Source organism: Acinetobacter sp. 243_ASPC (assembly GCF_001054715.1).
GTDB lineage: Bacteria > Pseudomonadota > Gammaproteobacteria > Pseudomonadales > Moraxellaceae > Acinetobacter > Acinetobacter soli.
In genome coordinates, this window is sequence record NZ_JVOR01000088.1 from 58,820 (window position 1) to 82,090 (window position 23,271).

Here is a 23,271-nt window from a genome sequence, read left to right on the forward strand (position 1 = left end):
TTCCATCTGTAAATCTTTAATGTTATGGCATCGATGTGGTTGCTAGATAGCAATTGCGTCAGGCACACGCTATAATCTTGGTCATGAAGCAAAACACCTACGCGCCAAGGATTGATCGCCTTATCATCCATGTATTGGTTTTGAGCTCACTACATCGGTTGGTTACTCTATGTCAGTTGAATCATCTAATACCCCGCAAAGGTTGAAGCCAGCGAACGGTCTCGATTAATATTTAAGCAAATCTAGGGTTATACGCAAATCATCAGTCGCGTATGCTCAACTCGATTTGTATTCTCCTCTGCCACAGGTCATACAAAAAGATCGACATGGGGCTGAGTTATTTAGATCACTCCCTTAAACGATGTCATGAAGCCATGGGCTGAGTGCTTAAATCATCCGCATCGAGCGATCCAGTTTAAGTCTCCCTCACCTTTTTCACATCAAAAGATTTAAGCAGTAAATTTTATGAAAATAGTTGTATTTAACAAACCATATGATGTGTTGTCGCAGTTTCGAGAAGACAGTAAGCATCCGACCGTATCAAGTTTTATCAATGATCCAGATTTACGAATTGCAGGACGTCTAGACCTCGATTCCGAAGGTCTGATGTTTTTGACCGATCATGGTGGTTTAAACCAATACATTACTCATCCAAACAATAAAAAGTACAAAACTTATTTGGTTCAGGTAGATGGTGATATTACCGAAGAAGCACTCGAACAGCTGCGCAAGGGTGTTGAACTAGCCGATGGCATGACCCTTCCGGCGAAAGCCATTAAAGTCTCTGAGCCTGAATGGCTCTGGGAACGTCACCCGCCAGTACGTTATCGTGCCAGTATTCCGACCTCTTGGGTAGAAATCCAGATTTGTGAAGGCCGCAACCGACAGGTTCGTCGCATGACCTCAACAGTAGGCTTCCCGACACTACGCCTCATTCGAACCAAAATTGGCTCAATTGATCTTGAGCGCTTGGGGCTACAACCGGGTGAGCAAAAGGAAATTGAACCGTTACTTTATCCAGACTTTAAAGATGTCCCTGAAGACAAGCCATTTCGCTCACGTTCTTATGTGAAAAAGCCGGGTGGCACAGGAGGCAAGCCGCTGCATCAAAAAAATAAAGAAGGCGACAAAAAAGATCCTGCGAAAAAGAAATCAGGCACCACTCGTATTTGGCAAATGGACGAAAGTGAAAAGCCACGTCGTAAGACCAACGGCACCACAAGACCCAACACCAAGAGTCGTGGCCGCCGAGCGCGTTAATCTGCTAAAAAAACAGGATGCTTCGGCATCCTTTTTTTATGATGTTACATTTTTTACTACACGAATTTATGCCGAATCGATACCATAACCATTTGAATATTGAGATCAATCAGATGATAAAAAAGCTGCTTCCTCTCATTGGACTTGGTTTTTCGGGATTTGTTTTTGCACAAAACCCATTAAGTGTGCATGTATTAAATTTAGATACCGGTCTACCATCGGCACACGTGAATGTAGTGCTAGAAGCACAGCAAAATGACAAATGGGTCGAAATCAACTCAGGCTCGACCGACGATAACGGTCGGATCGAGGCACTTTATCCGGAAAATAAAACCCTCGATAAAGGCGTGTATCGGGTCACCTTCAAAACAGGTGAATGGTTTCGCCAAAAAAATCAGCGTAGCTTTTTTCCAGAGGTGCCCGTGGTCTTTGTCATCGATGGTTCTTTGCCACATTATCACATTCCACTGTTAATCAGCCCTTACGGTTACTCGACGTATCGGGGTAACTGAGTACAAGAAAAGCAATCTTTTTAAAATTTGAACAGATAAAAAAACCGATGCCTAGGCATCGGTTTTTTTAGTTTTTAAGTGTTTTAAGCCACTGTTGAAAGCGCAGAATTAAAGGTCTCGCTTGGACGCATTAATGCATTCACTTTAGCTGGATCAATCGCGTAATAGCCACCAATATCTACTGACTTGCCTTGTACTTCTGAAAGCTCAGCCACGATTTTGTCTTCGTTTTCACTTAATAGTTTTGCAAGTGGTTCGAACTTGGCTTTGAGTTCAGCATCTTCGTCTTGTGCAGCAAGTGCTTGTGCCCAGTATAAAGATAAGTAGAAATGACTGCCACGGTTATCAATTTCACCTGTGCGGCGCGATGGAGACTTGCCGTTATCGAGTAATTTACCCGTTGCTTGGTCAAGTGTCTTGGCAAGAAGTTTAGCGCGCGCATTGTCTTCTTTAATGCCCAACTCTTCGAGTGAAACTGCCAACGCCAAGAACTCACCCAGTGAATCCCAACGCAAGTGGTTTTCTTCTACCAACTGCTGTACGTGTTTCGGTGCAGAACCACCAGCACCTGTTTCGTACATGCCACCACCGGCCATTAACGGCACAATTGAAAGCATTTTTGCAGAAGTACCCAATTCCATAATCGGGAACAAATCGGTGAGATAGTCACGCAAGATGTTACCAGTGACCGAAATAGTATCTAAACCGCGAACAACGCGCTCAAGCGTATAACGCATTGCACGCACTTGCGACATGATTTGGATATCCAAACCTTCTGTGTCGTGTTCTTTCAAATACTTTTGAACTTTTTTGATCAGCTCATTTTCGTGTGGACGGTACGGGTCGAGCCAGAAAATCGCAGGCATGCCTGAGTTGCGTGCACGTGTAACAGCAAGTTTTACCCAGTCACGAATCGGTTCATCTTTTACCTGACACATACGCCAGATATCGCCTTCTTCAACGTTTTGCGTCAACAATACTTCACCCGTATCAAGATCGGTAATGTTGGCAATACCCGCTTCAGGGATTTCAAAAGTTTTATCGTGCGAACCGTATTCTTCAGCTTTTTGAGCCATCAAACCAACGTTAGGAACTGTTCCCATGGTTTTCGGATCAAAATTACCATGCCATTTACAGAAATTAATCATTTCTTGGTAAATACGCGCAAATGTTGATTCAGGCATAACGGCTTTCGCATCGTATTGCTTGCCATCGGCACCCCACATTTTACCGCCTGCACGAATCATGGCTGGCATAGATGCATCGACAATGATGTCGTTTGGAGAATGGAAGTTGGTGATGCCTTTTGCAGAATCCACCATTGCCAATGCTGGACGGTGTTCTTGACATGCATGAAGATCTTCAATGATTTCTTCACGTAACGAGGTTGGCAATGTTTCGATTTTTTCGTAAAGACCTGCCATGCCGTTATTGACATTAATGCCAAGCTCATCGAACAGCTTGCCATGTTTTTCAAAAGCGTCTTTGTAGTAAATTTTCACACAGTGACCAAACACGATTGGGTGAGACACCTTCATCATGGTTGCTTTTACGTGTAAAGAGAACAAGATGCCTGCTTCGCGGCAATCATCGAGCTGCTTTTCATAGAAATCGCACAGCGCTTTTTTGCTCATAAACATTGAGTCGATGATTTCACCGTCTTTCAACGCTACTTTTGGTTTGAGTACAATCGTTTCGCCACGATTGGTGATCAACTCCATTTTAACGTTGCGCGCACGGTCAAGTGTCATCGATTTTTCGCCATGGTAGAAGTCACCTTCTTCCATATGCGAAACATGAGTTTGCGACCATTGCTTCCACTCACTCATTGAGTGTGGATGTTTTTTCGCATAATTTTTTACAGCTGCAGGTGCACGGCGGTCTGAGTTACCTTCACGAAGTACAGGATTTACTGCTGAACCTAAGCATTTGCCATAGCGTGCCTTGATTTCTTTTTCTTCTTCAGTTGTTGGATTCTCAGGATAGTTTGGAATCGCAAAACCTTTAGATTGAAGCTCTTTAATACATGCAGTGAGCTGTGCTACAGAGGCACTGATGTTTGGCAATTTGATGATATTGGTGTCTGGATCTTGAGTTAAACGACCCAACTCAGCCAAGTTGTTTGGAACTTTTTGCTCATCACTTAAATAATCAGAGAATTCTGCAAGAACGCGAGAAGCTACAGAAATATCACTTTTTGCAATTTCTATGCCTGCAGGCTTAGTAAAAGTCTCAATGATCGGCAGCAGTGAGTAAGTCGCTAATAGCGGCGCCTCGTCGGTCAGTGTGTAAATGATTGTTGACTTTCCACCAGCCATATATATCTCCTGCTTTGGATTGAGTTTTTTTAGGAGCGATGATCAAGATTCACTCCCTGAAACCGATTAGCTTAAATAAAAACCCTGAGAGTATCCGCTGTCACGACTGTTCAGTCAACGTCATATCTAGTGATATCCACATTTCGAAAAAAAATAGTGTTCGACTATCAGATTTTGGATCGGTTCAATTGCACATATTGAGAAATTTAACTGTTTGAAACTCTTATTTTTCATATTTTTTACGGGCTGTTGTCATGATATGCATATGCTCGCAACAAAAAACACACCCAAATAAAAACCAGTGATTGTCACCAGTTTTTATTTGTTTATCTTTTATAAGCTTATGGCGCAGTGAATTTTAACCATTTATCCAGTTTATTTTGATCTTCAACAGTTAACTGAACTTCCTGTAGTTCAAGCGCATCGGCACTTATTGTAAAAGTCATAAGCTCATCTCGACGAAACGCATGTACAACATATTCACCCGATGCCTTGGCATAACGTGCCAATAGCTTTTCAGTCGCTTTTAAACCATCAATCGCAACAATCACATCTTGCGCAGAAAGGCCTGCTTTGGCTGCACTAGCACTACGGTTCACCTGTTGTACCAACACACCTTCTGGTTTGTCAGCCAACTTCATACCAAATGGTAATTGTTTGTCGCGCTGAATGCTGTAGTTCAGACCAAATTCTGGTAAAAGCTGATCGAGTGGCAATTCATCTGTGGTATTGATTAAATGATTAATCTGCTCAAGCCAGTTATCACCAGTTAATTGTTCACACAATTCAAAAATGGTCCGCTCATTCACCTGAACACCATTTTGTGTATTGGCATACATTCTTTGTAGCAGTGCATCGAGGTTCGATCCACGTAAGCGCAGGCCTAAATCGAGACAAAGTGCAACCAAGCAGCCCTTGTTGTAATAGCTGGTACCGGCATTGTTGGAGTTTTCATCTGGACGATAAAACTTGATCCATGCATCAAAACTTGACTCTGCCACAGTCTGAACAAATCTTCCCGGATTTTGTAAATAGCGGTCGATCTGTGCTTTGAGTAATTTTAAATACGATGCCTGTGAAATGACGCCACTTCTGAGCAGGACCAAATCATCGTAATACGATGTAAAGCCTTCAAAAATCCAGAGCAACGACGTATAACCTTCCTGATGCAAATTATACTGGGCAAAAGTTTCTGGTCGGATAAATTTGACCAGCCACGAATGAAAATACTCATGACTGCACAAGCCCAAAAAGCGCTGGTAATCTTCAGACGGTTCTTCTGCTTCATTCGACTGTGGCAAATCGGTACGCGGAATAATTAAACTGGTACTGTTACAGTGCTCAAGACCACCATAACTATTGCCAGTGGCCATAGTCATAAAGGTGTAATCTTTAAAAGGTGCCGAGCCAAAAATTGCAATTTCAGTCTGACAGATTTTCTCTAAATCTGCTTTTAGGCGCTCGACATTGGTATTGTGTTGACCAGAAATCACCATTTTATGCTGAATTCCTGCTGCTTCAAATTCAAAGCGTGTCTGTTCAGCCAATTCAAACGGACTATCGATTAACTGATCATAATTTTCGGCTTTGAGTGTAAAGCGCCCTCTCACCAAGCTTTTTGCAGGTAAACCCGTAGCCAACTGAAAGTGTTTGAGCTCATCTGGAAGAAAAAGCTCAACTTCACATGGTTTTTCTTCTTGATTAGAAAGCCCCATACACACACAAGCTGGATTGACGTATAAACGGGTCTGATCAACATAGGCCCCACGCACCGACAGATCAAAAGCATAAACATCATATTCAACCGTAATGAGCTCGTGATCGTTGTTAAACAGTCTCCAGCGATTTTTTTGCTCTTTTTTAATTTGTAAAATACGACCTGCTTCATCGTATGCACGAACCGACTCAACATGTTTGGCAAACTCACGAATCAGGTAACTGCCGGGAATCCAGGTTGGAAGCCATAACTCCTGATTGGGGTCTGCAAGAAAACGTAAGGTGACATGAACGAGATGCTGACGATAGTCGTCAAATTCGATTTGATAATGCAACATAGTTCTACATAAGAATTAGCAAGATGATCTTAGCTTAGCATTTTTTTACAAAGTCTTGCGTAGTTGTCTTATTTGTCTGCAAAAGTCACTAGCCTTGAACCCAAAAAAGGCATAGCATGCGTGTGTTTTGGCATTTCCTGCTAGAGGATGGCAACCTAAGGTGAACACGTGCGACTGATACTGACCATTATTTCTTTATTTAGCCTTTTATGTGCATCTGTTGCACATGCAAATTTGCTTAATATTGCACCCGAGAGTGTTGAGGCAGAAGCATGGAGTATTGTGGATGCGCAATCTGGTCAAATCATTGCCGAGCACAACAGCCATGTACAACGGGCACCAGCATCCTTAACCAAAATGATGGTGGCTTACATTACTCTAAAAGAGCTAAAAGCAGGAAAGCTCCACAAAAATGACATTCTCACGGCAACACCTGTGGTCAATATGGTGATGTGGGATGAATCACAAATGTATCTCAAGCCGGGTGAGCAGATTTCAATCGATCAATTGCTTGCCGGTTTAATTGTGATGTCAGCCAACGATGCTGCAGTCAGTCTAGGTGAAAAAATTTCAGGTAACGTCCCCAACTTTGTGGCACGTATGAATCAAGAAGCACGCGCATTGGGAATGAAAGATACTCATTTTTCCAACCCGGCGGGTGTCACCATGACCGATCACTATTCTACATCGCATGATTTGAGCCTGCTTGCACAGGCAATTGTCAAAGAAACACCCGATTACTTAAATTACTCGAAACTTCCAAGTTTTCGCTATCAGCAGCGCTTTCATCGTGCGACCAATCTGGCGCTTAAAATGGACCCTACTGCTGACGGCCTAAAAACAGGTTACACCAAAGCTGCTGGATTTAACTTGGCGTTAACTGCAAAGCGCCCAACCATGAATGTCGATTTGCCTGAGCGTCGACTGATAGTGGTGGTACTCGGCACTAAAAATGCATTTAAACGTGCCGAAGTGGCCAACAAACTGATGAATTTGGCCTACGCCTATACTCGCGATGAAGAAGTGATCAAAAACAAGCAATTGATTGCAGAGCTTCCTGTTGTGAAATCCACCTTAAAAATGTTTAAGGTCGAAACACATACGCCAACCATTGTAACTACATCGCTTTACAATCTGGCACAGCCAATTGATCTCAACAACTTTGATAACATCTCTCAACGTTTGTTTACGCCAATGGCCAACGGTCAAAAGCAATGGATTGAACCCTTACAAACCACCAATACGCGTATTAATGTAGAACTGAATGAACAACAGTTGACCGCGCCTTTAATGAAAGCAATCAATTTGGCTACGGTTCAGATTTATCAAAACAACCAATTGATTCACAGCATTCAGATTAACGATACAGTGCATATCGAAGAAGCAAATTTCTTTGAACGTTTCTTTATGTGGGTAAAGGGTTTGTTTAATCTATTTGGGCATGACCAGCAAACAGCAAAGCTGTATCCGCTGCACTAAGTTGTAATCGTCAGATATATTCAGGCAGCTTCGGCTGCCTTTATTTTTGCAAAAACCTCAATAAAAATGCCATTTTCAACTTAAATTAAGACATTTTGAGCAGAAAACTCAATAAAATTTGATAAATCGCATTGAAAAGCTAAAAATCGTCTCCAACTAAGAAAAAATGAACGCTTAAATGTGAAATTTGTGAGATTTTGCGATTTTTAATCTACAAATCTGCTTTTTCACTTTATGATGTGAACTTAAATTGATTGAATGGATCAACAAACATGACTGCTATTGCAAATAACCACGTGGTTTCATTCCACTACAAATTAACGAATGCTGAAGGTGAAACCCTTGACCAATCTCAAGGCGAACCACTTGCCTATTTGCACGGTGCAGGTAACATCATCCCAGGTTTGGAAAATGCACTTGTAGGTAAAGCTGTTGGTGACAAATTTACAGTGAATGTTCCAGCTGCTGAAGGTTATGGCGAGTACAATCCTGATCTCGTTCAAGAAGTTCCAGCTCAAATGTTCCAAGGTGTTGAAAACATTCAACCGGGCATGCAGTTCCAAGCGCAAACTGATGACGGCGTTCAGATCGTTACAGTTAAAGCTGTTGAAGGCGACAACATTGTTGTTGATGCCAACTTCCCGCTTGCTGGTCAAGATTTAACGTTTGAAGTTGAAATCGTTGAAATTCGTGATGCAACTCAAGAAGAGTTAGATCACGGACACGTTCACGGTGTAGGTGGTCACCACCACTAAGCTGGAAATATCCAGTATAAAAGGTAAGGCTTCGGTCTTACCTTTTTTTATGCATCCAACACACAAAAAATGATAAAAATAGAGCATGAACTAAAATTAAACAGCATTTCACATCTCGCTCACTTTTTTACTTATAAGATTAAAGACAATTCGCTTTCACACACTTTATAAATTTAAACACTTTAAATAGGTCTACAGATGAATCAATTGATCTGGTTTCGAAATGATCTTCGGTTAAACGATCAATCTGCGCTATGGCATGCAACACAGGCCGGCACAACGCTTGCATTGGTTATTTTCTCTCCTGAGCAATGGCAAGGTCATGATGATGCGCCAATAAAAATCGATTTTTATTTACGTCAACTTGCACAGCTTAAAGACGATTTAACAGCACTCAATATTCCGCTGATTGTACGCACCATTCCATTATGGAAAGATATTCCAGACGAGCTAGTCAAGCTGGTAGAGCACTACAAGATTGAAAATGTTTATGCCAATGTCGAAGTAGGCATTAACGAACTTGAGCGGGATCATCAGGCTCAAACAGCACTCAATGCCATTCAAAAAGATTTAAAACTGTATCAAGATAAAACCCTATTCACTTTAGGCAGTATTCGTAATAAAAGTGATGCGCCTTATCAGGTGTATACACCATTTAAGAAAAACTGCTACGAACTGCTCAATATCAGTCTTCCTCAATGCTTCCCGCAACCCGAAGCTCAGTCGGATGTACCAAAAATCAAAGCAGATGACTCAAAACTTCCCTCCATGACGGACTTGGGTTATGACGAAATCGATAAAAAAACCCAAGCCCTCTGGCCTGTTGGTGAAAAAGCAGCGCATAAGCGTCTTGAAGTATTTATAAAAGATAAAATCAATCACTATCACGAGCTGCGTGAATATCCGGCCGCTGAAGGAACCAGTTGTATTTCACCGTATTTGACCATTGGTCTGGTGTCTATTCGTCAATGTGTACAGGCAATTTTTGCAAAACATCAGGGCCAGTTTTTATTAGAAAATAAAGGTCAGGAAGTTTGGCTGAATGAGTTACTCTGGCGCGAGTTTTATCAGCAACTCATGTTTGACTTTCCAAAGCTGTCGCGCCATCAGCCCTTTCAAGATCAAACCAAAACCATTCCATGGAAAGACAATGACGCGCATTTTGAAGCATGGACACAAGGTCAAACCGGCATTCCGATTGTCGATGCCGCCATGCGTCAGCTCAAGGCAACAGGCTGGATGCATAACCGTGTCCGTATGATTTGTGCCATGTTTCTGACCAAAAACCTACTGATCGATTGGCGTAAAGGCGAACAATGGTTTATGCAACATTTGATCGATGGTGATTTTGCGGCCAATAATGGCGGCTGGCAATGGAGTGCTTCGACGGGCACCGATGCCGCACCCTATTTCCGTATTTTTAATCCAGTCAGCCAATCGGAAAAATTCGATCCAGACGGGAAATTTCTTAGAGAATGGCTCCCCGAACTCAAACATTTGGATAACACTCAAATCCATGAGCCATACGCGAGTAAACAAATCTCGAAGCTCAACTATCCAAAACCGATTGTCGATTTAAAAGCCAGTCGTGCAGAGGCGATTGAAGTATTTAAAAATAATTAACTCATCTGTTGGCTTTCAGAAGGCTATTTATGTTTTTCTGGAAGCTTTACCCCATTCAAACCGGAACTCAAGTCATGCCATAAAATAAAATAGAAAAAACAGCTGACTTGCTATATTGTGATAACGTTTAATAAAAATATGCGTTTGTCTTATTTTGAATAAGTAAAAACTAAGAATAAACCGTTTTACTCATCTCATCGATTTATGTATTCAGGTAAGCCTATGACCTACTCGCATCATGCAGAAGATCACTATATTCATTGTACCGGTTGGCTACGTGCCTCTGTGCTAGGGGCGAACGACGGGATTATTTCAGTGACCAGCTTAGTCATGGGAATGGCCGCGAGTGGTGCAAGCTCGCATACCTTGTTTATTGCTTGTCTGGCCGGTTTGATATCGGGTGCAACGTCCATGGCCGCAGGTGAATATGTCTCGGTTCAGTCGCAAAAGGACATTGAGCATGCCGATTTGAAGTTTGAGGCAAGAGAGCTTGAAAAGAATCCTCATCTTGAATTAGAAGAGTTAACCATCATTTACATGCGCCGCGGCTTAAGCCCAGAACTGGCCAAAGAAGTTGCCATTCAGTTAACCGAGAAAGATGCACTTGAAGCACATGCGCGCGATGAAATTGGTATTATTGAGCAAACAGCGGCACGTCCTATTCAAGCCGCGTTTTCATCGGCTTTGTCTTTTTCATTGGGCGCACTTTGCCCGATGCTGGCTATTTTGCTGAGTCCTGAACATTTGGTGTCGATCGTGGTGTTGATTGTTGGTATATGTTCTTTGGCAATCATGGGGGCACTGTCGAGTTATTTTGCCGGTACAGCACTTTGGAAAGGCAGCTTACGGATTACACTTTGGGGCATTTTGGCGATGGCCTTTTCAAGCTGGGTTGGGTCATTTTTTCAGGTCGGACCTATTTAATCTTGAGCTGCAAATGATCAATCAGGCCTCAAACAACATTAGATGATCTTTTCATTCATATATCGCCAGTAACGCTTTGGCACATACTGAATATGCAATTTAATGTTTTTACGGGCCTGAATATTGACGCTGTTGAAGTAGTCTTTCCAGAGCTGGTCGTAGAGCATCTCCTGCTCATCCAGCTCAAGGTCAAAATTCTGACTAAAGCCATTGTCGATATTTTTATCGATGGTACTCGCATTGAGTTCGACTTGATGAATGGTATTTAAATCGTAATAAATACCGTAGTGGCGTTTTTCATCGTAAATCAGCCACTCTTGATCTTGGTAACGGGCCTTAAAATGTCGTTGAATCAACGGCAATACATTAAAATCTGGACGAACCAAACTGATAAAAAGTCCTTCTTTGGTTTTTTTAAACCGTACAAATGCTTCCATACGATGTTTTTCACGTCCCACTTGCTTGGTCCACTGTGCAACACCTAACACATCTGGATTGCCATAATTTTTTTCAATCGAAATATGGCTTTGAAAGACATAGACAGCAAAATTGAACAAATGCTGATAAGCCGGCAGTTGCTCAGACAAATAGCTGTAATAAAAGCGTTTCAGGCCTTCATTTGAGAGTTTTTGACTTAAACCTTCCCAAACGCGTTTGGCCTGTGCCTCATGGCTCGCAATCTCAATTGTTTCGGCAAGCAACGAATCTTGAGCCTGATGTTCAAGTGCCAACGTCACATCAAACTCTTTAAACTGAAATGCACGAAAGATACAGCATAAAAGCCCGGTCATTGTGCCATCAAACTGATATATCACCATCGCTAAAAGCCAAACCCCAACTGCGGTGATAATTGTTTGGTGTACTTAGATTGACCCGACTGCAGAATTTGCTGGCGAACCTGTGTCGGATGTAGCTCTTTTTTATAGGCTGGCGTGTCGATACAAAACATAAAATGCTGCGCGCGGCTATAGGCCACACCCATTTTTTTAAGTTGGTCGGTACGTAGTGGACCAAAACGACGCGCCTGAATAATTTTTTTGGCCGAACGTACCCCAATGCCTGGAATTCGTAGGATCATTTGATAGTCTGCTCGATTGATATCGACAGGAAAATATTCGGGATGTCGAAGTGCCCAGCTTAACTTTGGATCGACCTCCAAATCCAGATTAGGAAACTGCGGATTGACAATCTCATTGGCAGCAAAGCCATAAAAGCGCATCAGCCAATCAGACTGATACAAACGATTTTCACGTAATAACGGGGGTGCAGAACCAATCGCTGGCAAAGCCTTGTCTTGATCATTAATTGGGATATAACCTGAGTAGTAAACCCGTTTAAGCTTGTAATCTTTATAATGCTGATCGGCCATCATCATGACATCATAATCGGTCTCATTTGAGGCACCTACCACCATTTGTGTAGTTTGACCCGCAGGTACAAATTTTGGCACAGAGCGAATCAGCTTGCGTTCATCTTTAAACTGAATTAAGCGGTCTCGAACAATGCCTAAATCTTTTTGTACTTCGGCGTGGCTTTTCTCAGGTGCAAATTGTTTTAAACCTGCTTCAGTCGGCATTTCAAGATTAATACTCATACGGTCGGCATAAAGCCCCGCCTCGGTAATCAGCTCTGGTGAAGCACCCGGAATGGTTTTTAAATGAATATAGCCGTTGAAATTTTCTTCCAAACGTAATTTTTTGACCACTTGAAGCATTCGCTCCATGGTGTAATCGGCAGACTTGAAAATTCCTGAACTTAAAAATAACCCTTCTATATAATTACGACGATAAAAATTAATGGTCAGATCGACCACTTCTTGCACCGTAAATGCAGCTCGTTTGACATCATTTGAACGCCTAGATACGCAATAAGAGCAGTCATAAATACATACATTGCTAAATAGAATTTTAAGGAGCGAGACACAGCGGCCATCTTCGGTATAGCTATGGCAAATACCCGATCCGGTATTTCCCAACCCTTTGTCTTTGTTTTTTCGATCACTGCCGCTTGATGAACATGAAACGTCATACTTGGCTGCATCTGCAAGAATTTGCAGCTTTTCACGAATACGATCTGTCATGCATGTCTACCTGATCTGCGATTGCCCATAGCGCTATTATAAAAAATCGCCGTTCAGTGTAGACATGCATTTGATGTATTTACGACACCAGATGTCGCGTTAAATGTAAACAACTTTGCGTTGCAGCAAACCGCCTCAATCTGTCATGTACAGATAAATAATATACGCCGCAAGCTTCGCTGTCCGATGATCGAGATCAAAATTTGGATTACATTCTGCAACGTCCAAAACTTTTACTTTTCCGCTTGCCTTGATGCGTTGCAGCAGAGGTTCAAAAATAGCCAGATCGATCCCTTTAACAGCCGGTGCACTTACGCCCGGAGCGATGCTGGCATGAAAAACATCGAGATCAATCGTGATATAAAGCTCATCTACACGCGCTATAAAGGTATCTATTTTTCGCAATACCGCATCTAGATTGCTGCTATTTAGCTCATGATCGAACAAATAGTCGCAATGAAGCCGCTCGGCTGTTTCAAATAAGGCTTGAGTATTTGAATGTTTGGCAACGCCTAAGCATAAATAATGAAAATCTTGACCATGTTGTGCAGATAGCATTGCGGCATCGTAAAAAGGCGTACCTGATGTGACTTGAGTGGCTTCACGCAAATCAAAGTGAGCATCGAAGTTAATGACGCCAACTTTTTTATTTAAATCTTGATTTAAGACATGCCGAAATAACCCAGAAAAACTTCCAAAAGCCACCTCGTGACCGCCACCGAGTACCACAGGTTTACTGCCCTGTTGCAAACATGCATCTACTGCTGTCGCAAGTTGCTCCTGCGCAGCTTCAAGTGCAGCATCTTCACAGTAAATCGTGCCCCAATCTGAAATCGAAATACTTTGATGAACCGGCAAATTACTGAACTGAGTGCGAATTGCATCTGGCGCAAGCGACGCTCCCATCCGGCCATGATTTCGTCGTACACCTTCATCGGATGCAAACCCGATCAGCGTATACGTAGCCGTCGGGCTTTGCCCCACAAGATGGTGAAAGCGTAAATGCGCTGTGCCATCACCATCGTGACGCCCTTTCCACTGAAAGCTTGGGTGAATTGTCATTCCCTTTACCTCATGCATAAACTGAATATTCAATTTCCTGACCATGACGAATAATTCGCTTGGACAAATCTCCGCCCAGCCAGTAGGTCAGTTCTGAGGGGTGTTCGATCTCCCAGGCGACAAAATCGGCCACCTTACCCACTTCCAGACTACCGTGTGAATGTTGTAAACCCAAAGCCTGTGCGGCATATAGGGTTACACCAGCCAGTGTCTGTTCAGGTGTTAGTCGAAACAAGGTGCTGCCCATGTTCATCATCAGTCTTAAAGAAAGCGCAGGCGATGTTCCTGGGTTTAGATCACTCGACAAGGCAATTGGCACACCATGTTGCTGCAACAAAGCCACTGGTGGATATTTTGTTTCGCGTAAGAAATAAAAAGCACCAGGCAATAAAACCGCAACGGTGTTATTTTTTGCCATCGCAATCACATCTTGCTCAGTTAAATACTCCAGATGATCTGCTGAAAGTGCCTGATAACGTGCTGCCAGTGCGGCTCCCCCCAATGCAGAAAGCTGTTCTGCATGAAGCTTGACTGGCAGATTTAGCTGCTGCGCCGTTTGAAACACGCGCTCCACTTGTGCTGGCGTAAAAGCCAGATATTCACAAAATGCATCTACCGCATCGATCAGGCCTTCGGCATGTAGCTTAGGAAGCATCTCGTTACAGATATGATCGATATATGCATCTTGATCTGTGCTGCTGTATTCTGGTGGCATGGCGTGTGCCGCAAGACAGGTACTCTTCACGGTCATGGGGAGCTGCTTGGCAATTTGACGAATCACCCGCAGCATTTTACGTTCGTTTGTATAGTCCAGCCCATAGCCTGACTTAATCTCAATACTGGTCACACCGTCTCTTAACAGGGCACGAACGCGCTTGAGACCCGAAGCCAGTAATTCATCTTCAGTGGCGGCGCGGGTTGCACGCACAGTGCTGGCAATACCCCCTCCTTGTGCTGCAATTTCGGCGTAGCTCACCCCTTCAAGACGCTGCTCAAACTCTAAACTTCGATTGCCACCAAAAATACTGTGTGTATGGCAGTCAATTAGCCCCGGTGTCACCCAGCGTCCTTGCAAGTCACAGACATGCATATCTGTAATATCAGGCAAGTCCTGTTCTGGACCAATCCAGTTAATATGTGTACCTGAACTGATCAATGCCGCATTTTTTATGATTGAATATTGACCGTCACGCATAGTTGCCATGTGACAGTTTTTCCAAAGCGTTTTCATTGTTTTTTCCTGAAGCAGCATACGCACATGATACGGATGCTGCTTAAGTGTTATCGTTCCATTTCTGCACGGTGCTCAAGCGCTGTGGTGTCTTCTTCTACATGACCTTGCTTGGGTTTCACCCAAATCATGTAAGCAATCCAGAGTAAAATCAGCCAGCCGGCACCCACATAAATCGCAGGTCGGGAGTCTGGGAAATATCCCATCATCGCCAAAATAAACAGCATAAATATAATTGCGAAGGCTGGTGCAATTGGCCAGCCAATCACCGGAAAATCGAGCGCTTTAATTTCAGCCGCAGAGAGTTTGCGACGCATCGCGACTTGTGAAAGCAAAATCATCAACCATACCCACACCGTCGCGAAGGTGGCAATCGAGGCAATAATGATGAATACATTTTCAGGGATAAGATAATTTAAAATGACGCCAACCAGCAAAACACCCGCCATCACCACCACGGTCATCCATGGCACGCCGTTCTTAGAAAGCTTTTGAAAGATTTGAGGGGCTTGTCCGCGACTCGACATGCCATACAGCATACGCCCTGCACCAAATACATCACTGTTAATGGCCGAAATTGCAGCGGTGATCACCACAATATTTAAAATCGTGGCAGCAGAACCAATGCCCAAATTTTCAAAAATTTGTACAAAGGGACTACCCTGGCTGCCAATCTGGTTCCATGGAAAGATCGACATTAATACAAAAATAGTCAGCACATAAAATAGTAAAATACGTACCGGTACTGCATTAATAGCTTTCGGCAGGGTCTTTTTCGGATCTTGTGATTCACCTGCGGTAATCCCAATAATCTCGATGCCTCCAAAAGCAAACACTACCACCGACAAACAGGCAATCAGTCCTGCAATGCCGTTTGGCATAAAGCCATCATGAATCCAGAGATTTTGTAATCCCGGTGTAAAGCTCGAATGATCTGCATGAAAGCCGTAAAGCATCAGGCCCAAACCACCCACAATCATGGCGATAATGGCAGTGACCTTGACAATTGATAACCAGAACTCAAGCTCACCAAATACTTTAACGTGAATGAGGTTAATCCCGCCCAGAAACATGATTAATGACATGATCCAGATCCAGCGCGGTACATCGGGGTACCAAAACCCCATGTAAATCCCAAATGCGGTGACATCGGCAAGTGCCACGATCACCATTTCAAACACATAAGTCCAGCCGGTGGTAAAGCCGGCGAGCGGCCCGATGTACTGCGAGGCATAATGACTAAATGAACCCGATACTGGGTTATGTACCGCCATTTCGCCCAGCGCCCGCATTACAATATAAATTGCAATTCCGGCAATGATATACGCCAAGATGACCGAAGGGCCTGCCATTTTAATTGCTGTTGCTGAACCATAAAATAAACCCGTTCCAATGGCAGAGCCTAAGGCCAGAAAACGGATATGACGGGTATTCAACCCGCGCTGTAATGTGGAGTGTTGTGACATTTTAATCTCCAATCCTTGAGGAAATTCAGTTAGATTCGGCCACTCCATGTGACCGATTTATAGATCACACTTCAGACAAACTCGGCAATAATTTTGGAAGAATTAACGCATTTAGGCATCCGCTTGCGAGTAACGCGCTGGCCTGCTCGATATCAGGTGCAAAAAAGCGATCTTCGCTGTAATAAGGCACTTGATCACGCAATAAATGCCGCGCGCGCTCAAGTTTTGGTGAACTTTTCAATCCCTCACGGAAATCAAGTCCTTGGCATGCCCCGAGCCACTCTACCGCCAGAATGCCACGTACGTTGTCGGCCATATACCACAAGCGTTTTCCGGCATTTGGTGCCATGGATACGTGGTCTTCCTGATTGGCAGACGTCGGTAGACTATCGACACTGGCAGGATGTGCAAGTGCTTTATTGTCACTTGCCAATGCAGCTGCTGTCACCTGTGCAATCATAAAGCCAGAGTTGACACCACCATTGGCCACCAGAAAAGGCGGCAACTGCGACATATGGCGATCCATCATCATAGAAATACGACGCTCTGACAACGAGCCTATTTCCGCAATTGCAATTGCCAAATTATCTGCAGCCATCGCCACAGGCTCTGCATGGAAGTTTCCTCCCGAAATCACATCGTCCTCTGCCGCAAAGACTAGCGGATTGTCAGACACTGCATTTGCTTCAATTTCAAGAACTTCAGCTGCTTGACGAATTTGCGTCAGACACGCTCCCATTACTTGCGGCTGACAACGTAGTGAATACGGATCTTGAACTTTACTGCACTCTTCGTGCGACAACCCAATTTCACTCGACTCTGTCAGTAAGTCACGATACGCTGCTGCAACATCAATTTGCCCGCGCTGACCACGTACCTCATGAATTCGTGCATCAAACGGCGCGCGTGATCCGAGCATGGCTTCAACGCTTAAACCACCACATACGGTTGCTGCTGCAAAGAGATCTTCTGCTTCAAAGAGTCCACGCAAGGCATAGGCAGTAGAGGCCTGTGTTCCATTGAGCAGCGCCAGACCTTCTTTAGCTGCCAGTGAAATCGGCTCAAGGCCGGCTATTTTAAGGGCTTCAACTGCTGAAATCCACTGTCCTTGATAGCGCGCTTTACTTTCACCAAGTAATACCAGCGACATATGGGCCAGTGGCGCCAAATCGCCCGAAGCTCCCACAGAGCCTTTTAAGGGAATATGCGGGTAGACTTCGGCATTGATCAGCGCGAGCAGTGCATCAATCACTTTACGGCGAATACCCGAAAAACCGCGTGCTAAGCTATTGGCTTTAAGCAACATAATTAAGCGCACCATAGCATCATCGAGTGGTTCGCCCACCCCTGCTGCATGTGACAGCACCAATGAGCGTTGCAATTTTTCTAAATCTTCAGGTGCAATTTTGGTCGATGCGAGTAAGCCAAAACCTGTATTAATGCCATAGGCCGTGCGACCTTCGTTTACGATTTTTTCGACACAGGCCACACTCGCATTGATCGCCGCAGATGCGCTCTCATCGAGTTTTACCTTAATCGGCTGATGATAAGCTTGGCGTAAATCTGCGAGGGTGAGTTTGCCCGGTTGAAGTAAGAGTTCCATGTTTGGCGTCCTGTTTGCGCTATATTTATTTTAGATGCTGATTCGGTATCAGCATCTATCACCTCAATTTGAGCAAGTTATTGCGTGATCATTGGCAAGTTTAGTCCTTGCTCTTTGGCACAATCAATTGCGATTTCATAGCCTGCATCGGCATGACGCATTACACCAGTTGCAGGGTCATTCGTTAAAACTCGTGCAATACGTGCTGCTGCTTCGTCTGTGCCATCACAGACAATCACCACACCTGAATGCTGAGAAAAGCCCATTCCGACACCGCCACCATGATGCAATGATACCCATGTCGCACCACCTGCTGTGTTCAGTAGTGCATTTAAAAGTGGCCAGTCCGATACAGCATCAGAGCCATCTTTCATCGATTCGGTTTCACGGTTTGGACTTGCCACCGAGCCAGAATCGAGATGATCACGCCCAATGACCACTGGCGCTGACAACTCACCACTACGAACCATTTCGTTAAATGCCAATCCGAGTTTGGCACGCAGGCCCAACCCGACCCAGCAAATACGTGCAGGTAAACCTTGGAAGCTAATTCGCTCACGTGCCATATCTAACCAGCGATGTAAATGCGCATCGTCAGGAATTAACTCCTTCACTTTCGCATCAGTTTTATAGATATCTTCTGGATCTCCCGAAAGTGCAGCCCAGCGGAATGGCCCTATTCCACGACAGAAAAGTGGACGAATATAGGCCGGTACAAAACCTGGAAAATCGAATGCATTTTCTACACCCACTTCTTTGGCCATTTGGCGAATATTATTGCCATAGTCGAAGGTTGGAATGCCCATACTCTTAAAATCAAGCATGGCTTGAACGTGATGCGCCATCGATTTTTTAGCAGCTTGAACCACCTGCTCTGGCTCGGTTTTAGAGCGCTCACGGTATTCATTCCATGTCCAACCTACAGGTAAATAACCATTGAGCGGATCATGTGCACTGGTCTGATCTGTCACCATATCTGGACGTACTCCACGGCGCACCAGTTCAGGTAAAATCTCTGCTGCATTTCCATGCAAGGCAATAGAAACAGCTTGACCTTCTTGAGTGTATTTTTTAATACGCGCCAGTGCATCGTCTAAATCTGTTGCTTGCTCATCGACATAGCGTGTGCGTAAACGAAAATCGATACTCGCCTGCTGACACTCGATATTTAAAGAACAAGCACCTGCCAGCGTTGCAGCAAGTGGCTGAGCACCGCCCATTCCCCCCAAACCTGCGGTCAATACCCAGCGCCCTTTCAAATTGCCGTTGTAGTGCTGACGACCAGCTTCTACAAAAGTTTCATAGGTTCCCTGCACAATTCCTTGGCTACCAATGTAGATCCAAGAGCCTGCTGTCATTTGCCCGTACATTGCCAAGGCTTTGGCATCGAGATCATTAAAATGTTCCCAATTGGCCCAGTGCGGCACAAGGTTTGAATTTGCAATTAGGACGCGTGGCGCATCTTGATGGGTTTTAAACACGCCGACAGGCTTGCCCGATTGAACCAATAAAGTTTCATCAATTTCTAAATTTTTAAGGGTTTCGACAATTTTATCGAAACATTCCCAGTTTCGCGCAGCACGACCAATCCCTCCGTAAACCACCAGTTCTTTCGGATTTTCTGCCACATCTGGATCAAGATTGTTCATCAGCATGCGTAATGGTGCTTCGGTCAGCCAGCTTTTGGTGTTGAGCTTTGTACCGCGAGGTGCACGAATTTCAATATCACGGAATTTGGTTGTTGCTGTGGTCACAAGAGGACTCCTTCCTTTGAGTTTGAAGTGAAATTTAAGCTCACTTCACTGTATAGCGATGTATTAACTTGTATATACATCCATATACTACACAAATCCTTTTTAATGAAAAGATGCTTTTTTAAAAATTGTGGAAATTAATATATAAGACAATGTTTTTTATTGTTTTAATTTTTATACGCCATAAAAAAACACATACAACCTAGGGCTGTATGTGTTACTTTGATCCATTCAAAAATTTACTTTCTTAATTCAATTATGCACAAATTCTTAAAAATTCCAGAAATCGTCAGTATAGATTCTACCGCTTCTTGCCGATCTAAAAGTATACTTTCATAATGCAGAAGCAGGCAGGATTTTCCATTTATTTGTAGTACCTGAGGCTCGGTCGAGGCATTAAACAGAAAAATAAGATCTGCCGAAATATGACGAATTTGCGCCGACTTTGCAGCCAAGCGTACATGCTGCGCTTGCCAAAGATTTGGGTTATAAATCAGATTAAAGTCACGAATCGGCCCATTTAACAATTCGGCAAATACGTTACGCTCGCCAGAAAAGCAAATGCTTTGGCCCTTATTGAGTTGATGGACAATCCCCTCAATGTTCAAACAAAGCCCTGCACCCTCTAATACACTCAAGATGCGTTGCATTCCCAAAAAGTTGGAAAATGCACCAGATGCAGAAACATCCGCCATGGAAATTCGCCACTCAAAATGCGCCAGATCATCGCCAGCACTTCGAGCCAATTCCAGCGTATATCCCAAACCATTCTTCCAGCGCATTTTTTTATAATCTGAGGCCAGAAGATGTTTCATCATTGGGTAAATTTACCTTCCAGAAAATAGCGACTGCCCGGATAAATCAATCTTGCGCTTGAAACCAATTGTTTGTTCGACCATGTACGACGTCGAATCAGCAGGCACGGTTCAGTTTTATTAATTTTGAGCCATTTACATTCCTGTGCTGTTGCGAGAATGGCAGTGACCACGTGTTCACCTTCAGTTACCGGGGCCTTAGACATCAAATATGCATTAGGTGTAATGTTTTGAAAGTCTTGATCAAGATAATCAGGAATGATGACCGGATCGACTAGACGATCTTCAATTTGGACAGGTACATCATTTTCAAAATGTACAATAATCGAGTGGAACAGTGTCTGCCCTTCACGAATTTGCATTAACACACTTTGTTCGGCATTGGCCTGAATTTTCTCAAGCACCAGTACTTGGGCATGATGCTTATGATTTCGAGCCAATATTTCTTCGGCAATATTATTGACCTGAAATAACGCAGTTCGCCCTTGTCCTTCTGCAACAAATGACCCAACGCCCTGAATACGAACCAGTAAGCCTTCAGTGGTCAGCTCTCGAAGTGCTCGATTTACTGTCATCCGGCTACAGCCAAGCAAATTGACCAATTCACTTTCAGATGGAATCTTTTTGTTTACAGGCCAAGTCCCGTCATAAATACGCTGTGAAATCATGTGCTTTACACGCAGATATAACGGAACAGGGCTGTCTTGTGCCAGCGAGAGTTCCAGATCATTGTGTGTGGTAGGTCTTGACATCAGTTCCGGCTCATAGAATATTTACTCGTATATTTTAGCGTGATTTAGCTTTAATTGTATATACAAGACTATACATATGAATTTTTATTTGATTGTAGCTTTTTCATCGCTTTAAATTCATCTTTTTCCCTCTACATCGATTACATCGGCATAATGGCGAGGATTAAATTTATACACCAAAGTAGTGACCACAATCACCATGAACAACTGTAGCATCCAAGCGGTGGTATAGCTCGCTGTTATATCGTGCAAAATGGCAACCCACCATGGCGCAATTGCGGCAATTAAAAAACCGCCTCCTTGCATTAATGCAGAAAGCTGACCTGCCATGACTGGATCAGATAAGTGATCCAGCACAATAATCATCATCAGTGCAAAACAGCCTCCTAAACCTGCGCCAATCAGCATTACCCATACATAGGCAAACATCTGAGGAATAAAAACCAAGCCAGCAAAACCTACAATTTGCATCACCAGTGCCGCACTGAGCCATAGCCGACGATCTTGATTTTTCCGGGCCAAATAAGGCAAAACTAAAGCGGAAATGGCTTGGCAAAGCGTTAAAATCGCCATGAGGTTTCCGCTTGATTTAGCACTCCAGCCCAATTCTTGGTAAGCAGGTGCCAGCCATGCCACAATGCTGGTATAACCACTGTTAATTAGCCCAAAGCATACAATCAGCAACCACGTGCGCGGTTGTGATAAAAACAGCGAAATCGAAGCTGATTGAAGCTTATGCTGTGATGGCTGAGCTAAATAACGTGCCGCAAGAAGCAGCGCAACCAGTGCCGGAACACTAAAAATTGCAAGGCCAAACTGCCACGATCCATATTGTGCAGTGATCAGAGGCGTTAAAAATGCGCCAAGCGCGCCGCCTCCCATGAGCATGGCAGAATAAAGCCCCATCATGGGTCCCATCTGATCGGCAAACTCTCGTTTAATCAAGCTTGGAAATGTCACTTGCAACATCGCGACACCCAGCCCAATTGCGCCTGCCGTACCAATCAGTAATAAGCCATTCGGCGCGATAAATCGAGACGCACATCCTATACAAATCAGAGTTAAAGCTATCAGGCTGGCTTTTCGCTCACCCAAAGTGTTGTGTATCCACGGGCCCAGCAGCGCAATCACCCCCATGAGCAGCATAGGAACCAATGTCAGCAGTGCAATTCCTTGTAAACCAAGGCCCATATCGGCTTTAATCCGATTGACCACAGGGCCAATACTGGTCATAAAGGGCCGCAAATTTAACCCCACTAAAGCCACTGTTATCATCAATAAAGCTCGATTGGTCACCTGATTTACTCACTGTTGATTGGGTATGTTAATGGATTGCCAGTACGCATAGATCTCTGGGAGATGTTCTGGGCGAGTAGGAACATAACAAATTTGCATCGATTGCTTGGCAAATGGCGTAAAAACTCACGATCCACATTCACTCAAATGTTCCTCAAGTTTTTAGATATTCTTGTTTCTTATACTGCTCAGCAAAACCGTTCTGTACGTTCTCACTACTCAGCATAAACATGATCTTTTATATTTAGAAATTAAATTATTTAATCGAATACATTAAGATTATAAAT

The 23,271-nt window shown here is 43.7% G+C and carries 18 protein-coding genes; 6 read left to right on the top strand and 12 right to left on the bottom strand.

All coding sequences use genetic code 11. The features are described from left to right. Positions 1 to 465 precede the first annotated feature (465 nt). Together ADA42_RS10555 and uraH are read left to right on the top strand one after the other, a co-directional pair. Complete coding sequence (locus ADA42_RS10555; protein WP_048765115.1) at positions 466 to 1,260, top strand: rRNA large subunit pseudouridine synthase E; 795 nt, start codon at positions 466 to 468, stop codon at positions 1,258 to 1,260. Positions 1,261 to 1,373: 113 nt separating this feature from the next. Beyond that, the gene (gene uraH, locus ADA42_RS10560; protein ID WP_004936374.1) at positions 1,374 to 1,772 is read left to right on the top strand and encodes a hydroxyisourate hydrolase; all 399 of its coding nucleotides are present in this window, start codon (positions 1,374 to 1,376) and stop codon (positions 1,770 to 1,772) included. An 83-nt stretch (positions 1,773 to 1,855) separates the two neighbouring features. Here uraH and ADA42_RS10565 read toward each other — a convergent pair whose 3' ends face one another. Continuing rightward, complete coding sequence (locus ADA42_RS10565) at positions 1,856 to 4,090, bottom strand: NADP-dependent isocitrate dehydrogenase (protein ID WP_048765119.1); 2,235 nt, start codon at positions 4,088 to 4,090, stop codon at positions 1,856 to 1,858. A gap of 341 nt (positions 4,091 to 4,431) precedes the next feature. After that, positions 4,432 to 6,144, bottom strand: a complete 1,713-nt coding sequence (locus tag ADA42_RS10570) for a M61 family metallopeptidase (RefSeq protein ID WP_048765120.1) — start codon at positions 6,142 to 6,144, stop codon at positions 4,432 to 4,434. Positions 6,145 to 6,312: 168 nt separating this feature from the next. Here ADA42_RS10570 and ADA42_RS10575 point away from each other — a divergent pair, with 168 nt between their 5' ends. The 4 genes from ADA42_RS10575 to ADA42_RS10590 all read left to right on the top strand — a co-directional run bounded on the left by ADA42_RS10575 (position 6,313) and on the right by ADA42_RS10590 (position 10,925). Further along, positions 6,313 to 7,623 (top strand): D-alanyl-D-alanine carboxypeptidase PBP6B, encoded by a 1,311-nt coding sequence (locus ADA42_RS10575; protein ID WP_004936366.1) that lies wholly within the window; start codon positions 6,313 to 6,315, stop codon positions 7,621 to 7,623. A gap of 272 nt (positions 7,624 to 7,895) precedes the next feature. Further along, a complete protein-coding gene (locus ADA42_RS10580; protein ID WP_004936362.1) occupies positions 7,896 to 8,378 on the top strand; it encodes an FKBP-type peptidyl-prolyl cis-trans isomerase in 483 nt (160 codons plus the stop codon). 198 nt (positions 8,379 to 8,576) lie between these two features. After that, positions 8,577 to 10,001, top strand: a complete 1,425-nt coding sequence (gene phrB / locus ADA42_RS10585; protein WP_048765122.1) for a deoxyribodipyrimidine photo-lyase — start codon at positions 8,577 to 8,579, stop codon at positions 9,999 to 10,001. Positions 10,002 to 10,223: 222 nt separating this feature from the next. Beyond that, positions 10,224 to 10,925 carry a VIT1/CCC1 transporter family protein gene (locus ADA42_RS10590; protein WP_048765124.1) on the top strand — a complete coding sequence of 234 codons (702 nt, stop codon included), beginning with the start codon at positions 10,224 to 10,226 and terminating at the stop codon, positions 10,923 to 10,925. A gap of 38 nt (positions 10,926 to 10,963) precedes the next feature. Here the strand turns inward: ADA42_RS10590 and ADA42_RS10595 are convergent, their stop codons facing one another. From ADA42_RS10595 to ADA42_RS10640, 10 genes are all read right to left on the bottom strand, one after another. Then, complete coding sequence (locus ADA42_RS10595; protein ID WP_004946343.1) at positions 10,964 to 11,743, bottom strand: TIGR03915 family putative DNA repair protein; 780 nt, start codon at positions 11,741 to 11,743, stop codon at positions 10,964 to 10,966. 2 nt (positions 11,744 to 11,745) lie between these two features. After that, positions 11,746 to 13,005, bottom strand: a complete 1,260-nt coding sequence (locus tag ADA42_RS10600; protein WP_004936346.1) for a putative DNA modification/repair radical SAM protein — start codon at positions 13,003 to 13,005, stop codon at positions 11,746 to 11,748. 135 nt (positions 13,006 to 13,140) lie between these two features. After that, positions 13,141 to 14,061 carry a formimidoylglutamase gene (hutG, locus tag ADA42_RS10605; RefSeq protein ID WP_171249934.1) on the bottom strand — a complete coding sequence of 307 codons (921 nt, stop codon included), beginning with the start codon at positions 14,059 to 14,061 and terminating at the stop codon, positions 13,141 to 13,143. A 16-nt stretch (positions 14,062 to 14,077) separates the two neighbouring features. Then, positions 14,078 to 15,298: an imidazolonepropionase gene (gene hutI / locus ADA42_RS10610; protein WP_048765126.1), complete on the bottom strand. Its 1,221-nt coding sequence runs from the start codon at positions 15,296 to 15,298 to the stop codon at positions 14,078 to 14,080. 50 nt (positions 15,299 to 15,348) lie between these two features. Further along, positions 15,349 to 16,764: an amino acid permease gene (locus tag ADA42_RS10615; protein WP_048765129.1), complete on the bottom strand. Its 1,416-nt coding sequence runs from the start codon at positions 16,762 to 16,764 to the stop codon at positions 15,349 to 15,351. Positions 16,765 to 16,828: 64 nt separating this feature from the next. Further along, a complete protein-coding gene (gene hutH, locus ADA42_RS10620; protein WP_048765130.1) occupies positions 16,829 to 18,367 on the bottom strand; it encodes a histidine ammonia-lyase in 1,539 nt (512 codons plus the stop codon). Positions 18,368 to 18,444: 77 nt separating this feature from the next. Further along, on the bottom strand, positions 18,445 to 20,121 hold the full coding sequence (hutU, locus tag ADA42_RS10625) for a urocanate hydratase (protein ID WP_048765132.1): 1,677 nt from the start codon (positions 20,119 to 20,121) through the stop codon (positions 18,445 to 18,447). A gap of 239 nt (positions 20,122 to 20,360) precedes the next feature. After that, positions 20,361 to 20,939 (bottom strand): HutD family protein, encoded by a 579-nt coding sequence (locus tag ADA42_RS10630; protein ID WP_048765133.1) that lies wholly within the window; start codon positions 20,937 to 20,939, stop codon positions 20,361 to 20,363. Further along, positions 20,936 to 21,688: a histidine utilization repressor gene (gene hutC / locus ADA42_RS10635; RefSeq protein ID WP_004936319.1), complete on the bottom strand. Its 753-nt coding sequence runs from the start codon at positions 21,686 to 21,688 to the stop codon at positions 20,936 to 20,938. Before hutC ends, ADA42_RS10630 begins: the two co-directional genes overlap by 4 nt. Before the next feature lie 117 nt (positions 21,689 to 21,805). Beyond that, the gene (locus tag ADA42_RS10640; protein ID WP_048765150.1) at positions 21,806 to 22,963 is read right to left on the bottom strand and encodes a cyanate transporter; all 1,158 of its coding nucleotides are present in this window, start codon (positions 22,961 to 22,963) and stop codon (positions 21,806 to 21,808) included. Positions 22,964 to 23,271: the final 308 nt, after the last annotated feature.

Coding starts and splice junctions, on each gene's coding strand:
- ADA42_RS10555 (WP_048765115.1), top strand. CDS start 466: ATGAAAATAGTTGTATTTAACAAACCATATGATGTGTTGTCGCAGTTT.
- uraH (WP_004936374.1), top strand. CDS start 1,374: ATGATAAAAAAGCTGCTTCCTCTCATTGGACTTGGTTTTTCGGGATTT.
- ADA42_RS10565 (WP_048765119.1), bottom strand. CDS start 4,090: ATGGCTGGTGGAAAGTCAACAATCATTTACACACTGACCGACGAGGCG.
- ADA42_RS10570 (WP_048765120.1), bottom strand. CDS start 6,144: ATGTTGCATTATCAAATCGAATTTGACGACTATCGTCAGCATCTCGTT.
- ADA42_RS10580 (WP_004936362.1), top strand. CDS start 7,896: ATGACTGCTATTGCAAATAACCACGTGGTTTCATTCCACTACAAATTA.
- phrB (WP_048765122.1), top strand. CDS start 8,577: ATGAATCAATTGATCTGGTTTCGAAATGATCTTCGGTTAAACGATCAA.
- ADA42_RS10590 (WP_048765124.1), top strand. CDS start 10,224: ATGACCTACTCGCATCATGCAGAAGATCACTATATTCATTGTACCGGT.
- ADA42_RS10595 (WP_004946343.1), bottom strand. CDS start 11,743: ATGGTGATATATCAGTTTGATGGCACAATGACCGGGCTTTTATGCTGT.
- ADA42_RS10600 (WP_004936346.1), bottom strand. CDS start 13,005: ATGACAGATCGTATTCGTGAAAAGCTGCAAATTCTTGCAGATGCAGCC.
- hutI (WP_048765126.1), bottom strand. CDS start 15,298: ATGAAAACGCTTTGGAAAAACTGTCACATGGCAACTATGCGTGACGGT.
- ADA42_RS10615 (WP_048765129.1), bottom strand. CDS start 16,764: ATGTCACAACACTCCACATTACAGCGCGGGTTGAATACCCGTCATATC.
- hutH (WP_048765130.1), bottom strand. CDS start 18,367: ATGGAACTCTTACTTCAACCGGGCAAACTCACCCTCGCAGATTTACGC.
- ADA42_RS10630 (WP_048765133.1), bottom strand. CDS start 20,939: ATGATGAAACATCTTCTGGCCTCAGATTATAAAAAAATGCGCTGGAAG.
- hutC (WP_004936319.1), bottom strand. CDS start 21,688: ATGTCAAGACCTACCACACACAATGATCTGGAACTCTCGCTGGCACAA.
- ADA42_RS10640 (WP_048765150.1), bottom strand. CDS start 22,963: ATGATAACAGTGGCTTTAGTGGGGTTAAATTTGCGGCCCTTTATGACC.